Below are 15,120 nucleotides of genomic sequence, written 5' to 3' on the forward strand. Positions count from 1 at the left end.
AAGACTAATGCCTTTAAAATGTGTTGCACAAAAAATCTAGTTGTGTTTTTCTAAACCGATTATATCCATTTTGAATCGGATAAAATTAAAGAAGACATGAAAAGAAAATTAGTACTTGAGAATTATATGCTTTCTAGTCTAGCCAATACTTCACTCTTATAATTTCTACTAATAGGAATGGATTTATTATGTAATACGAGCTCTTCATTAGAAAACGAATCTATTCTTTTTATAGAAATAATAAAGGAACGATGCGTTCTCATAAACTGCTGAACGGGTAACTTCGCTTCAATATTACTGATGGTTTCTCTTGTTACAATTGTAGCATTATCACAATGAATCTTGAGATAATCATTATAACTCTCCACATAAATTATTTCTGAAAAATCTACTTTTTTCATTCTTCGATCTGATCTTACAAAAATAAAATCATTCAGTGTTGCTTCCTTAGTTTTTGCAGGTGAAACTTTATGATGTATTTCAAAGTAATTATTTACTGCGTTCAGAAGACGTTCAAAAGAAATAGGTTTTAATAAATAATCTACTGCGTGTAGGTCAAACCCATCAATTGCATATTCTCTATATGCTGTGGTGAATATGATTTTGATCTCCTTATTAATGGATTTCGCAAAAGAAATTCCAGATATTTCTGGCATATTGATATCCAGAAATATAAGATCTATTTTTTGGGAATTAATGTGGTTAAAAGCCTCTAATGCATTATTACAAGTAGCTACAATTTCGATACGATCGATTTTTGCTAAATGATCTGCAATAATATCTCTTGCAGTAGGTTCATCATCTACTATGATACATGATATTTTAAAACTCATTAGTAGTAATTTTTAGGTTCTTTAGTATTAACTCTACAGTATACCAGTTTTGATCTTTCGAAATTTTAAGTTCGTGATCATCCTTATATACTAATGACAATCGTTTTTTTATATTACTTAACCCAATTCCGTTTTTATCTTTTTCTGTAAAGGTGTGAACAGAGTTTTTTATAGAAAAATGAATTTCATTATCGATACATTTTAAGTACATGTGTATCGATAATTTTTGATTGATAATTTGTCCGTGTTTAAAACTATTTTCTACAAAAGGAATTAATAGCATAGGCGCTACTTGAGTTGTGTTAGTTATGTTTTCAAAATCTAAAGAGATATCAAGAACATCACTAAAACGCATTTTTTCTAATGCCACATAGTCTTCAATATGATTTATTTCTTCTTGTAAAGAGACTAATGGCTTATCTGATTGATACAAGAGGTAATCTAATAGATTAGATAGTTTCAATATCATTTCTGGAGTATCTTCTGATTTCTTTAAAGCAAAACCATATAAAGTGTTTAAAGTATTAAATAAAAAGTGTGGATGTATTTGCATCTTTAGGTAATTTAACTCCTGTTCTTTGAGCTTTAATTGGGCTTCTAAAATTCTGTTTTTAAGTTCTTGGTTATCGGAAGTAGATTTGTAATTATGTTGCGCTAGACTCAAAGCACTGGCAATAAAAACAACGAAATAAACTGCAATAAAAGGGAATAAGGGACTTCTAGTCATTGGGGCCATTCCTTCATACTTAAGAGATGATAAAAAGATCAATCCATAAAAGAACGAAATGACAATAAAGAAAGCAGAAATGATAATCGTATACAAACAGTATAGTATGAATAGAAGATATTTTTCTTTGATTAAGTATTTTGGAATTATGACTTCGGTAACTGTATAAGTAGTGCCAATAGTCACTGGCATTAGAAATAGAGAGAAAGAAAAAACATAGTTGATGTTTTCTGTATTATGACCAAAAAAATAACTATAACATAATAACACAGCTACCCAAAAGATGATGTGCAATAGTAGTTTGGCAATTTTTTTAAGGATAAAATCTCTAGAAATCATATTAGCGTACAATATCCGTAATTTTTGTTTTTCAAACCTTATTTTTGGATGAATAACGGAATTAGGACTCTTTTTAGCAATGTCTACAGAATATTTCCGTAAGCGGTATAGATTAAGTTATAAGTTCCTTGAATCCTGTCAATGAGCGAAAAAAAAATATTCTGAGAACTTTAGATAGTAGTTTTGAATACGTTTAATTCGCAAAATATATACTATGATATCACTAATTATTAATCAATCAGAAGAAAGTCATTCATTTATCGCTCATACAGTTCATTTGTTACATGACGGAGGATTGTTTTTTATGTTACCTATATTGGCAACGCTGTTTTTGGTGTTTTTCTTAATTATCAGGAATGTTTTAATTTTGAAAAAAGGAAAAAACCTTCCAATTAAATATATTAAAATAATTAATTCTATTGGTCTAATGATACTGGTATGGGGAGTTCTAGGTCAACTACTTGGTTTGGTACAAGCATTGGATACTATTGAGTTTTTAGGAGAAATTTCTACAGCACGATTAGCAGGTGGACTTAAGGTTTCTGCGTTACCCACTATGTTTGGTTGTCTTGTTTTTGTAATATCAAGAGTTGCAACAATTATTTTCACTTGGATCGGTAAAGAAACCGAATAATTCACAGATTCTAATACTAACGGTGTGTCTATATCTGTATTAATATAAAGAAATAAGTTATTTCATATTACAATTACTTTTTTTTAAAGACCATAAAAAAGCAAGGTCATTCATCAATTAGTACTAATCAATCAATCGGTATTGTTTCTTTCTTATCCTAAAAATGGATAATGGAAATTCAATAGGTGTATTCACATCTCAGACTGCAAGCTATGCTTTAGTTTGATTGCATAAAAATCAAGAACATGATAAAAAATATAACATGTATAGCTTTTTTAATTAGCTATACTATTACCGCACAAACATTTAATAAAACAAAGATAGATAGTTTGTTTACTTTGTTAGAAGCTAATAATCAAGGGATGGGAAGCATTTCTATTTATAAAGAAGGGAAACAAGTTTATAAAAATTCTATCGGCTATCTAGATCTAGAAAATACCATTAAGGCAAATGAAAAGACTAAGTATAGAATAGGTTCTATTACCAAAACTTTTACTGCGACTATGATTATGCAATTAGTAGATGAAAAGAAATTAAGCTTAGAGACTTTGTTAAGTGACTATTTTCCGGAAGTATCTAATGCTAATAAGATTACTATAGAGCATATGCTACGTCATCGCAGTGGTTTGTTTAATCTAACCGAAGATGAAAATTTTATGAAATGGATGTTGGTTCCGAATACTCGAAAACAAATGATGGATAGAATAGTAAAAAGAAAAGTTGATTTTCAACCTGATGAGAAAACGACATATTCTAATACTAACTATTTACTACTTTCTTATATAGCCGAAGAAATTGAAGGTAAAACTTATGCTGAAATTTTAGAATCAAGAATTATAAAACCTTTAGGTTTAAAAAGAACAGGGTATGGTAAAAAAATAAATACAAAAGATAACGAAGCATTATCATATGTTAGAGAAAACTCGAAATGGAAACTAGTAGAAAATCAAACGGATATGAGTGTTCCTATCGGTGCAGGATCGATAGTTTCTACTCCAACAGAATTAAATAGCTTCTATACTAGTTTATTTTCTGGAAAATTAGTGTCTAAAGCTTCTTTAGAAAAAATGATGGATACTTCTACAGGAATGGGAATTGGGTTAGGAGGTGAAACCTTTTTTGATAAACAGGCTTATGGCCATAATGGAGGTATAGATGGATTTCAATCACTTACATTGTATGTCCCAGAGGATAAAATTACTATTTCGTATATGGGAAACGGAGTTGTAATGTCTCCAAATAATTGTATCGTTAATGTACTAAAGAGTTATTATGATAAAGAGTATAAACTTCCAAAGTTTGATGGACCGATAGAATTAAAAACTGAAGCATTAGACCTTTATTTAGGAATTTACACGAGCGAGTCATTTCCTTTTCAGATTACTATTACAAAAAAAGATACAGTACTAATTGCTGATGCAAAAGATGGTCCTACATTCCCGTTGGTTGGATATACAAAAGATGGATTTAAATCTGATCGAGCAGGAGCTTTGTTAAATTTTCATCCCACTGAAAACAAAATGATTTTAGAGTTAAATGGGAATAAAGCAACGTTTATTAGAAAATAAAATATTGAATAAAAAGGCTGTCTAAAAAGTAGATTTCTTTGTCATTTCGAGCCCTTCGACTTTGCTATGGACAAGCTAGAGTCGAGAAATAACTACCTTTGGTTTTTAGTACATTTCGACTCTGTTCAATGTGACAGTATTGTAAATATTGTGCTTTTCGGACAGCTTCTTTATTAATTCTTATGAGAACCATCGCAATATGGCGGATTACTTGTTTGCTTGCATGTACATAAATAAGCTTCTTTAGCTTCTTCGGTACTAAAAATTAAAGGATTCGTTCCTCCTTCTTTTTTATGAGTACCATTACAAAAAGGTTGATCAGCACTATGGCCGCAAGTGCACCAGGCATAATTTTTATCTGTTTCTAACTGACAAGCTATTGGAGCGTCACCGCCTCTAATATTATTCTCCATGATTTTTAGATATTTATCTTCTAAAATTATTAAATCCTGAGTTAAGACTGGTTTTAAATTAAGAATGATTAATAATGTTCTTTTAGCATCCTTTTAAGGTGACTATCTAATTATTTGAAGTACTTTTATACTAGAAAAAGTTCTTTACATAAAATTCTAGATCAATCAATATAGGTTTTGCTTAATTGTGAATTAATAGGGAATCGTGTGAGAATCACGAACTGTCGCGCAACTGTAAGTAACCATATAGTTTTTATCAATAATATCCACTGTCATTTATTAAACGGGAAGGATGATGAAAATGTTATAAGTCAGGAGACCTGCCTACTATTGAATTGTCTATGCTTTCGCGAATTGAAGCTTAGGTTAAGTTTGATGCACATTGATATAGTTGTTTAACTATTTTAGTGAATACTTCTATATATACATCTTTCTACTACTAATCCTTCGTTCTTTTTAGCATACTGATTTATCAAAAGAACTTTAAAAATTAATATTAATTTTTAAAAGTTTTAAAGTTATGCTTACACACAATCTAGGCTACCCGCGTATTGGTAGTAAAAGAGAGTTGAAAAAAGTTTCAGAACAGTATTGGTCTGGAAAAACATCTTACAAAAACCTACTTCAAGTAGGTAAAAACATTAGGCAAGAAAATTGGTTATTGCAGAAAAATGCTGGTATAGATTTAATACCATCTAATGATTTTTCGTTTTATGACCAAGTCTTGGATATGTCATTGACGGTTGGAGCAATCCCCAAAAGATATCAAAGTTTGTTAGCGAAAAATCTTAATCGGATGGAGCTATATTTTGCAATGGCTAGAGGATATCAAAAAGACGAACACGATATTACTGCAATGGAAATGACTAAATGGTTTGATACCAACTACCATTATATTGTTCCAGAGTTTTATAAAGATCAAGAGTTTCAGTTGTTTTCTACAAAAGTAATCGATGAGTTTTATGAAGCAAGGGAGCTGGGAATACAGACAAAACCGGTTTTAATAGGTCCTATATCTTATCTGTTATTAGGAAAGGAAAAAGAGGAAGGTTTTAACAAGATAGAATTAATAGATAAGTTATTAGCTGTTTATATAGAACTCACTAAAAAATTAGTTGATTTAGGAGCACAATGGATTCAGTTTGATGAACCATTTTTGGCGTTAGATCTTACTGCACAAGAAAAAGAAGTGTATAAAGAAACTTATCTTAAATTAAAAAGTACTTTTCCTGATTTAAAAATACTAGTAGCTACCTATTTTGAAGGTATCCAAGATAATTTGGAATTGATAACTGATGAATTACTTATTGATGCAATTCATATAGATGTAGTGAGATGCCCAGAACAGTTAGATACTGTACTGGAAAGTATTCCTAAACGAATACAACTATCTTTAGGAGTCGTAGATGGAAGGAATATATGGAAGAATAATTATCAAAAATCCTTAGAGTATATTTATAAGGCAATAGCAAAAAGAAAAGAGAATACTATAATGATAGCGCCTTCATGCTCTCTTCTTCATGCTCCTTGTGACTTAGAGATGGAAGAACAGAATGCAAACCTTCCATCTGAAATTATTGACTGGTTATCTTTTGCAAAACAAAAATTAGATGAAGTTGTAGCGTTAAAACGGCTTGTTGTTTTGGATAAAGAAGGTATGGTATTAGATACGTTAGAAAAAAATATAGCCTCTCATTTTAATAGGAGTAATTCAAAACGTATTCATAATCCAGAAGTAAAAGAAAGAGTAGCTGTTATTTCAGAAAAAGATATAGTAAGAGAGAATTCGTTTAAGCTCCGTAAAGAAGTACAACGTGAAGATTTAGGGTTACCTCTTTTTCCTACGACTACCATAGGATCTTTTCCTCAAACAAAAACAGTTAGAAATTGGAGGTATAGATATAAAAAAGGCGATGTTTCTAAAGAGGAGTATGATCAATTTTTAAAACAAGAAATCGAAAAGACGATTCTATGGCAGGAGGAAATAGGATTGGATGTTTTAGTTCATGGAGAGTTTGAGCGTAATGACATGGTTGAATATTTTGGAGAAAGACTAGATGGTTTTGCTTTTACCAAATTTGGTTGGGTTCAGAGTTACGGATCCAGATGTGTAAAACCACCAATTATATATGGCAGTATAAAAAGACCTGGTCCAATGACGATTGATTGGACAGTATTTGCACAGTCATTAACCTCCAAATTGGTGAAAGGAATGCTTACTGGACCGGTCACTATTTTACAATGGTCTTTTGTAAGAGATGATCAACCTAGATCTATTACTTGCAAAGAAATTGCGTTGGCCATTAGAGATGAGGTAAAGGACTTAGAGGATAATGGTATTAAAATTATTCAAATTGATGAACCTGCATTAAGGGAAGGGTTACCATTAAAACATAAAGATTGGAACAATTATTTGGAATGGGCAATAGAATCCTTCAGAATATCTTCAAGTGTAGTAGCTAATCAAACACAAATACATACACATATGTGTTATTCTGAATTTAATGATATTATTAGTCATATTGCCGATATGGATGCAGATGTTATTACGATTGAATGTTCTAGGTCACAAATGGAGCTATTAGATGCTTTTGCAGATTTCAAATACCCTAACGAAATAGGACCAGGAGTTTATGACATTCATGCTCCCAGAATTCCTACCAAAGAAGAAATAGTTGCATTGATTGATAAGGCACAAAAGTATATTAACGAAGAACAGTTATGGATAAATCCCGATTGTGGATTAAAAACCCGTAAATGGGAAGAAACTAAAAAAGCCCTTGAAACCATGGTTATGGCAGCAAGACAATTAAGAAAAGAACTATTACAAGTAGTTTAATTATTTAGCCAACTTAATTATATATACTTAAACTGAAGATGACCTCTGTAATACGAGGTCATCTTATTTATTGCTATTTAATCAATTTCGTGTCAGGGAAAGCGGCTTTGTATCCAAACCAAAAAGCATTATGTGTTGGCAGGCGTCGTAGGACTTCTTTGGTTGTGTTATTTTCTAAACGGTTTTCGTAGAGTGTCCATATATTCCCATTCTGATCAGTAGCAGTAGATTGTTTATCATAGGAGATGAATTGAGTTGTCAAGGTGAAATAAGTTCTATGAGCCCCACTTTTGTCAGTAAACACTGTGAAGTTTTTATTGTTAATTTCACCTGTGTAAATGCTGTTTTTTTTAAGGAATTTAGAAGAAATGGCAATGTTTTCATCAGTTTCAGATGGTAGTCTAATAGCTAATATTTCCTGTTTATTCTTTAATCGTTTATCTTTTTTAGGTATAGAAAACATTAATTTATCTGTAGCAAAATAGTCTTGATAGGCAATACCTTCTCCGTAATCTCTGTCATGACCTGTTTGTAATGATAGAACAGTAGTGTTAGGATGTAATTTTTTCCAAGCTCCCCAAGTTGTAGTAACAACACTTAAATATTCTAGCTCTATTCCTTTTCCTATCAATGGACCGATTACAGGTTTTCCCCAAAGGGTATTCCAGAGAGACTGTGTTTTTTGATCATACATTAATTTGTTTGATCGATATAGAAATCCACTAGTTCCTAATTGATATTTGATACCATCTTTTTCGGTTTTGTATAAAATAACAGTTCCGCAAAGTGTACAATATACGCCAGCAACAGGAATACCTCCAACTGTATCTGTGAACATTTCATGCCAAGCCAGAATTCGTTTTGGATATGCTCTAATATCTCCATTAATCGAAATCCCGAAAACGATATCATTGTCGTCAAGATAGTTGGCATTATTTGCGCTAATCATTTTAGGGTTTCTAAGTGGTGGAATCCCATCTTGTATAACACCTCCCCATCGGACTTCATCTAATCGGATGGTAGATAAGTTTTTACGATTGAGGAAATATGTGTGAAACCGACTATCTATAGATTTATGTAATGCAGCTTTGAATTCGTAATAATCATCAGTGTATGCGGGCTTTTTATTCCACACATATTGATACCATTTATTAAAATCATATCCATACTGTTTACCACTTTTTTTACTTAAAATATTGAATAGCTTCAAAGTACTTAATGGTTGGTTTAGAAAATAAAGAGATTCTATTGCTAAAATTTCAAAGCTTTCTGACCAGTTGGTTTCAATATGTTTTAAAGCACTTTCATGAACTTCAAGATTTGTTGAATTAAATAAATCTAAAAAGTATTCATGATCTTGTTTTTGCCCGTGTATTGAGCCAATAAAGAATATGATGAATATGTTGATTAAAAATCTATACAAGGATTTTGGTTTTTTAAATAGGTCGTCATAAATCGAAAATCCCGACAAAATTGATAGTGTAAAATTGTAGGATTATGATTTTTCTAAAATAGAATTCATAAAAAAAGCACGCTAGAAATTATTTTCCAACGTGCTTTAGGTTGACAATTATGTTCTAAAAAATTTAGATAATAACTGCTCTGAAATAATGTATATACAGTTTGATGTTCGATTGCTACCTTATGTGTAAACGGTAATTCTCATTGTATAAAGTGTTTTTTTGTAGAAATTATAATACTCGATTAAGATAATTTAAGCCTTTGAAAATATTTGACTTACTTTTAATTGGTTTCTATTAGTTCTGTTATTGCTTTACAAAACGTTTCTGAATTTTACCAGTATCAGAATCAAGAATTAGATTATATACTCCTAATGTTTTATATCCTTGCTTGATAGGTGTACAGATCAAAATATCTGCCTTCTGAAGCGATCAGTTCCTCATGGGTTCCTCTTTCCGCAATATTACCTGATTCAATGACTAAAATCTGATCAGCTTTTTTGATAGTACTTAATCTATGTGCTATGACAAAAGTAGTACGTCCTTTCATTAATTCACCTAAACTTTTTTGAATTAAAGCTTCACTTTCTGTATCAAGATTCGATGTGGCTTCATCCAGAATGATAATTTTTGGATCAGCAAGAATAGCTCTTGCAATGGCAATACGCTGCCTTTGTCCTCCTGATAGTTTTACACCACGTTCTCCGATCAAGGTATCCAATCCATCATCAAAACGATCCGTAAATTCATTCACATATGCAGCTTTTACTGCCCGCTGCAATTGTTCTTCTGTAGCATTAGGTCTAGGGAATAGGATATTTGCTTTGATAGTACCTTCAAATAAGAATTCATCTTGTAGAACTACTCCCAGATTACGGCGATAACTGCCTAGATTTACTTTTGATATATCGTGGCTATCAATAGTGATTAGACCAGATTTAGGATTGAGAAATGTAGCAGATAATCCGGCAATCGTAGATTTACCAGAACCAGAACTTCCTACTAAAGCGGTAACAGTTCCAGAAGCTGCTCTAAAACTTATGTTATGTAACACTTCTTTTCCTTCTTCATATGCAAAAGATACATCATCGAAGATGATATCTCCTTTAATGTTTTCTAATTGTATGGTTCGATTCTCAGGATCTTCCTCAGGATCCATATTCATTAATTCTTCGGTTCGGTCAAGTCCAGCTAAAGCTTCAGTAAGTTGACTACCAATATTACTCATTTGTACGATTGGTGCAATCATAAATGCTAAATACATGGTGAAGGACAAAAATTGACCAGCCGTCATAGTTCCTTCCATCATATAATATCCACCAATCCCCATAATTCCTGTTGTGGCAATACCCGCTAATAAAAAGGTAGAGGAACTAGTCATTAAAGCTGTAGCGGTTAAACTCTTTTTTACATTCTGAAACAAACGATCTACACCTTCTTCAAAAACTTTACTTTCTTGTTCTTCTGCACCAAATCCTTTAATCACTCTAACTCCAGCGAGTGTTTCCGTTAATCTCCCTTTTACTTCAGCATTAATTTCTCCTCTTACTCTAAAAATTGGACGGATATATTTGAATGCTTTTAGTGCTACAATACCAAATAAAGTTATAGGAATAAGAACAAAAAGTGTCATCCATCCATTGATCTCCACTAATAAAACCACGGATACAATAGCAGTAAATATGCCACCTACTAGTTGAACCAATCCAGTTCCTATCAAATTACGAACACCTTCTACATCACTCATGATTCTGGAAACCAAGCTTCCTGATTTTGTGTTATCAAAAAAACTGATGGGTAATGTCAACACTTTTTTCTGTACTTGTGCTCTAAGTTCAGAAATTAAAAATTGCGCTTGTACACTTAAGACTCGGGTTAATAAAAATGACGTAGTTGCCTGGATTAATATTGCAGACCCTACAATGATTAGTAGTTCATACAATTGTCCCATATCTTTACTTGGTACTACATCATCTAATAAAGTTTTACTTTTCCAAGGTAAAACCAGACCGGCAACTCTATTAAAAAAAATTAAGATAAGTCCAATAAAAACCAAACCACGCCTTGGCCAAATAATAGTTTTAAAAGCTTGCAGAATTGTTACTTTCGATTTCTTATTATTTTTGGATGTATTATTATGTTGAAATTCTCTCATAGTTTAATCTTCAGCTTTAAAAAGATTGATAGTATACTCTAATAGATTCTGATCTCCCAGATCACCGTGTCCGGGAATTACAATTTCTACATCAGAATATGCTTTTTTAATTTTAGAAACAGTATTGGACCATTCTGATATATTGGCGTCAGCAAGGTTGCCTTTTTTAGCATTTAGACTCTTAATCATACATCCTCCAAACAGAATTTTATCTTGAGGAAAATAGGATGTGATATTGTCGTTGCTATGTGCTTCTCCAAAGAACGAGTTAATAATTGTTTTTTCACCTAGTTTTAATTCTAAATAATTATCAAAAGTTTGATCTGGTACGTATGATCCTTCTTGGATCATACGTTTTTCGGTAAGATTACTGGCTATGGATGGAATTCCGTTTTCTTTAAAAATTTCAATTCCTTTGATACAATCGTCATGAAAATGATTAAAAACAACACCTTTTATATTGATTTTTTGCTCACCTTGGAACCAATCAATTAATTCGACAGTAGCCTTGTCATTTGCAGGACTATCAAAAATATATCCTTCATTATTGTTTATATATACAAATCCATTACAAGGAAATTTAGCTCCATTTTTCAGTGTAATGTATGAAACATGAATATAGCTATGAGTATTTAGTTTGACTAGTTGTAGATTTTCAGAAATATGAATATTTTCCTGGCTAGATTTATTTTTACAGGAACTAAGAAATAATACGCAGACTATAATCAGTACTAGTTTAGCTGGATTATTCTTTTTCTTTGATGGATTGGTTATTACGCTTTTTGACATAACGAGTTGCTAAGATATAAATACTACTTGGAATTCCGATCCAGATCAATTCACTTAACAATACTTTAATGCCCCAAATACTAAAGAATTTACTAGCACCAATTGGCGAAACCTGAATCGGTCTCCATGGAAAGAAATATCTTGTATTATCAAAAGGGGAGAAGAAGGCAATCCCTAGTCCTCCAGAGGTCATTGCATCCAATATACCATGAGAAGCAGTACAAAGGGTGAAATATAAGATAAGAAGTACTCCGGTTTTAGAGATTAGTTTTTTATTGTAAAATAACATTGTAATAAAAATACCAAGCAATAAAGCAAATACTAAAGAGTGTGAAAACCCACGATGTCCCCAAAAACTTTCGTAAGGAATACCAAATGCAAAACTAATAACATCTGCATCCGGAAGTATAGCGCATGTAATGCCTAAAATCCAGAATTTAGAAGAGGTAATCTCTTTGCTGAAACTTTTTCCTAAAGCGTAAGCGGTTAATGCATGTCCAAATAACGAGGCCATTAGTTATTTGTTATGTATTGGAAAGGGATATTCCATTCTGAGTTTTGCTCTTTATCAGCGTAGTTTTTTTTAATCTTGATCATATGCTCACCTTCTTTAATTTCGGATAATTTTATATAAGTTAAAATACCAAATTGATTTGTTCGAGGGTGGTAATATTTTCGATACTTTGGAGTAAGTTTTGTATTGTCTAAAAAGATTTCATTATAGACGTGATAACAATCTAGGTAACTGATTTTACTATTTAAATTATTTTCTTCTTTGGATGCTGAATCATTATTTTCAAAAGGAGTACAAATATTTTTTCTTAGTATTCTTTCATGTTCAAATATTGGAATAAACAATTTAATTATTTTCTTTTCTATGATATCAGATTTAATTTCTGGATTTAATAAAAAATCAATATTATCATTTTCTGTTTCATAATAACCTGCGAAGGTTTTTGTACTATCGAAATAATGGTTTGTTTTAGCCAGATACAAAATATTTGTATTAGATATTTGATATGAGGCGACAAAAACTCCAGATAACAGGAACAAGATCACGTATCGTATTAATGCTTTGTTTTGTTTAAAATTAGAAGCAAAACTCATCGTTATCTGTAATAAATACTTATAGAGAGGGCCTAATACTACTATGGAAGTCAGTTTTACAATTTTGAAAAGCCATATTTGCATTTTTTCATTTTGTTTATATTTTTTGAGACTGGCAACCATTACAAAAATGGATTGAAAAAATGCTAAAAAAATTGCAACTAAGGCTGGAAGTAAAGCAATACTGGAAGGTATAAATTTTACTAAAAAGTTATATAGAAACAAATATAAAGTAGCGAGTATCGCTAAATATGAATAGATGAGTAGTATCGCAAAAGCAGCAGAAAATGTTACACTACATAAATCATCAATCTTTTGTATTGAATCTTTTAACTTCGGTAAAATAGCCAATATTCTTTTGGTATAAATTTCAGAATACACACTATCTTTTAGACTGTAATCAGGAAATACAGAGTTTAAACCCACCAAACCGATCCAATAAGCTCTTAGTAAAAAATGAATAACAAACATGGATACTAGGATGCTTACTGCTAAAAGTCCCATAAAAGAGATGAAATAACCAACTAAATATTGTTCTGGAGCTAACCAATCAATAAACATATTCGTAACCCAATTAATCACTTTAAATAATTGAAACGTTCCGAATATAGCAATTGCAGAGACTAATAATTCTGCTTCCCAACTTTCATCTTTAAGTCGTTGTAACCAATTATTTGATTTAGTTTTAATCAGAGGTTGGTTGTTACTTTCACCATTGTTGTTTTGTATATTGGTCATATAGTTTGAACGATTTACTATAATGCAATTTTGCTTATCTAATGATTTATAAATTGTATCATTATAAAAACAGACTATTTCTTCTTTTTCTTATTCTTTAGATTATAGGTTTTGTCACCCTTAGTCTTTGGTTTTTTATATTTCTTTTTTATCTCACGTTGATATTTTCCTCCTAGGTTTACTTTACTGTTTTTTGCTGATTTTTCATGAAAGGCGGGACCAACTTCGTCATCATTAGGTCGTTTATGAGGATTATATATTTCTTTAACTTTTGGTTGTTCTTCCGGGGTTAGTTTTTCCGATATTTCGACATTATCCGGCAGATCCAATTGTTCTATCGTCATTTCCATTAAGCCTTCGATGGCCTCTAGATATTCTTGCTCTTTTTCTGTAGTAAGAACAAAAGAAACACCTTCTTTCTCAGCTCGACCGGTTCTACCGATTCTGTGCATGTAGTTTTCCGGGTATTCTGGAGTGTCTAGATTTATTACTTGACTTACATTTTCTATATCCAATCCTCTTGCCATTACATCGGTTGCAATTAGGATTCTATTTTCTCCTTTTCTAAACTGCTCAATACTTCTTAATCGGTAATTTTGAGTTTTATTAGAATGTATGATGCAAATTTCTTCTTTATAGTTTGCCTCTAAAGCTTCAAATAGGCGGTCTGCAATTTTTTTATATCCAACAAATATGAGGGTTTTGTGATAGGTTTCTTTATCAGAAAGTAAATGCTCTAATAGATTCACCTTGGTATAGAAATTAGGCACTTTATAACCAAATTGTTGAATATTATCCAAAGGTGTACCACTTTTTGCGACAGATATTCTCGTTGGATTTCTAAATATTTCTGAGATCATCAGGTCAACTTCATCTGTCATGGTAGCAGAGAACATGATATTTTGACGTTGTTGGGGAAGTATATCAAAAATATTCATCAATTGATGTCTAAACCCAAGATCCAGCATTACATCTACTTCATCAATCACTATTTTTTGAATTGATTTAAGTTGTAAGGCTCTACTAACTGCTAAATCATATAAACGTCCAGGCGTAGCTACTACGATATCAATCCCTTCAGAAACTGCTTGCTTTTGTGTATTGATATTAGTTCCACCGTATACTCCTGTTACTCGAAGGTTAATGTAAGTAGATAATTTTTCAATCTCATCTACTACCTGAACTACCAATTCCCGAGTAGGAACTAACACTAAAATTCTCGGATTTTGTTGCACAGAATATTTTAACATTCGCAGTATAGGCAACATATATGCATATGTTTTACCAGTTCCTGTTTGCGCTATACCAACAACATCTTTTCCAGACATTACTGTGGAGAAAGCTTGTTCCTGTATTGGTGTTGGTATTTCGAACCCCAGATCATCTAATGCATTGAGGAGTTGTGTACTTAAATTTAGATCTCTAAAAGTCACTTTAAAAGTATTTTATATGCGAAAGTAATTTATTTGATCCCAAAAATTGCGAATACATCGATAATATAATATTTTAAATCTAAAA

The 15,120-nt window shown here is 31.6% G+C and carries 12 protein-coding genes and 1 riboswitch; of the genes, 3 read left to right on the top strand and 9 right to left on the bottom strand.

The window, feature by feature from the left end; genetic code table 11:
* Positions 1-122: 122 nt before the first annotated feature.
* Together Q0975_RS21915 and Q0975_RS21920 are read right to left on the bottom strand one after the other, a co-directional pair.
* A complete protein-coding gene (locus Q0975_RS21915; protein ID WP_299440651.1) occupies positions 123-833 on the bottom strand; it encodes a LytTR family DNA-binding domain-containing protein in 711 nt (236 codons plus the stop codon).
* On the bottom strand, positions 823-1,911 hold the full coding sequence (locus Q0975_RS21920) for a histidine kinase (RefSeq protein ID WP_299440653.1): 1,089 nt from the start codon (positions 1,909-1,911) through the stop codon (positions 823-825). Before Q0975_RS21920 ends, Q0975_RS21915 begins: the two co-directional genes overlap by 11 nt.
* A gap of 202 nt (positions 1,912-2,113) precedes the next feature.
* On the opposite strand from Q0975_RS21920, the gene Q0975_RS21925 reads away from it, so the two are divergent.
* Both Q0975_RS21925 and Q0975_RS21930 read left to right on the top strand, forming a co-directional pair.
* Complete coding sequence (locus Q0975_RS21925; protein WP_299440656.1) at positions 2,114-2,533, top strand: MotA/TolQ/ExbB proton channel family protein; 420 nt, start codon at positions 2,114-2,116, stop codon at positions 2,531-2,533.
* A 245-nt stretch (positions 2,534-2,778) separates the two neighbouring features.
* Positions 2,779-4,101: a serine hydrolase domain-containing protein gene (locus tag Q0975_RS21930; protein WP_299440658.1), complete on the top strand. Its 1,323-nt coding sequence runs from the start codon at positions 2,779-2,781 to the stop codon at positions 4,099-4,101.
* Between the two features lie 173 nt (positions 4,102-4,274).
* Here the strand turns inward: Q0975_RS21930 and Q0975_RS21935 are convergent, their stop codons facing one another.
* Positions 4,275-4,514, bottom strand: coding sequence for a CDGSH iron-sulfur domain-containing protein (locus tag Q0975_RS21935; RefSeq protein WP_299440661.1), 240 nt, complete (start codon positions 4,512-4,514; stop codon positions 4,275-4,277).
* 155 nt (positions 4,515-4,669) lie between these two features.
* Positions 4,670-4,857: riboswitch (cobalamin riboswitch) on the top strand.
* Between the two features lie 177 nt (positions 4,858-5,034).
* On the opposite strand from Q0975_RS21935, the gene metE reads away from it, so the two are divergent.
* A complete protein-coding gene (gene metE / locus Q0975_RS21940) occupies positions 5,035-7,353 on the top strand; it encodes a 5-methyltetrahydropteroyltriglutamate--homocysteine S-methyltransferase (protein ID WP_299440664.1) in 2,319 nt (772 codons plus the stop codon).
* A 73-nt stretch (positions 7,354-7,426) separates the two neighbouring features.
* Here the strand turns inward: metE and Q0975_RS21945 are convergent, their stop codons facing one another.
* From Q0975_RS21945 to Q0975_RS21970, 6 genes are all read right to left on the bottom strand, one after another.
* Positions 7,427-8,776, bottom strand: a complete 1,350-nt coding sequence (locus Q0975_RS21945) for a DUF3179 domain-containing protein (protein ID WP_299440666.1) — start codon at positions 8,774-8,776, stop codon at positions 7,427-7,429.
* A gap of 416 nt (positions 8,777-9,192) precedes the next feature.
* Complete coding sequence (locus Q0975_RS21950; RefSeq protein WP_299440669.1) at positions 9,193-10,968, bottom strand: ABC transporter ATP-binding protein; 1,776 nt, start codon at positions 10,966-10,968, stop codon at positions 9,193-9,195.
* A gap of 3 nt (positions 10,969-10,971) precedes the next feature.
* Entirely contained in the window at positions 10,972-11,757 is a 786-nt protein-coding gene (gene bla, locus Q0975_RS21955; protein ID WP_299440672.1) for a subclass B1 metallo-beta-lactamase, read from the bottom strand.
* A complete protein-coding gene (locus Q0975_RS21960) occupies positions 11,714-12,271 on the bottom strand; it encodes a metal-dependent hydrolase (protein WP_299440675.1) in 558 nt (185 codons plus the stop codon). The genes bla and Q0975_RS21960 overlap by 44 nt, the downstream gene beginning before the upstream one ends.
* On the bottom strand, positions 12,271-13,602 hold the full coding sequence (locus Q0975_RS21965; RefSeq protein ID WP_299440678.1) for a hypothetical protein: 1,332 nt from the start codon (positions 13,600-13,602) through the stop codon (positions 12,271-12,273). Before Q0975_RS21965 ends, Q0975_RS21960 begins: the two co-directional genes overlap by 1 nt.
* Before the next feature lie 74 nt (positions 13,603-13,676).
* Positions 13,677-15,035, bottom strand: a complete 1,359-nt coding sequence (locus Q0975_RS21970) for a DEAD/DEAH box helicase (RefSeq protein ID WP_299440681.1) — start codon at positions 15,033-15,035, stop codon at positions 13,677-13,679.
* Positions 15,036-15,120: the final 85 nt, after the last annotated feature.

It is taken from the genome of uncultured Aquimarina sp. (assembly GCF_947500065.1).
In the GTDB taxonomy this organism is placed as follows: Bacteria; Bacteroidota; Bacteroidia; order Flavobacteriales; family Flavobacteriaceae; genus Aquimarina.

Bases quoted from the DNA above. Each gene is read 5' to 3' on its own strand.
- metE (WP_299440664.1), top strand. From the start codon at position 5,035: ATGCTTACACACAATCTAGGCTACCCGCGTATTGGTAGTAAAAGAGAG.
- Q0975_RS21930 (WP_299440658.1), top strand. From the start codon at position 2,779: ATGATAAAAAATATAACATGTATAGCTTTTTTAATTAGCTATACTATT.
- bla (WP_299440672.1), bottom strand. From the start codon at position 11,757: ATGTCAAAAAGCGTAATAACCAATCCATCAAAGAAAAAGAATAATCCA.
- Q0975_RS21935 (WP_299440661.1), bottom strand. From the start codon at position 4,514: ATGGAGAATAATATTAGAGGCGGTGACGCTCCAATAGCTTGTCAGTTA.
- Q0975_RS21965 (WP_299440678.1), bottom strand. From the start codon at position 13,602: ATGACCAATATACAAAACAACAATGGTGAAAGTAACAACCAACCTCTG.
- Q0975_RS21915 (WP_299440651.1), bottom strand. From the start codon at position 833: ATGAGTTTTAAAATATCATGTATCATAGTAGATGATGAACCTACTGCA.
- Q0975_RS21960 (WP_299440675.1), bottom strand. From the start codon at position 12,271: ATGGCCTCGTTATTTGGACATGCATTAACCGCTTACGCTTTAGGAAAA.
- Q0975_RS21950 (WP_299440669.1), bottom strand. From the start codon at position 10,968: ATGAGAGAATTTCAACATAATAATACATCCAAAAATAATAAGAAATCG.
- Q0975_RS21925 (WP_299440656.1), top strand. From the start codon at position 2,114: ATGATATCACTAATTATTAATCAATCAGAAGAAAGTCATTCATTTATC.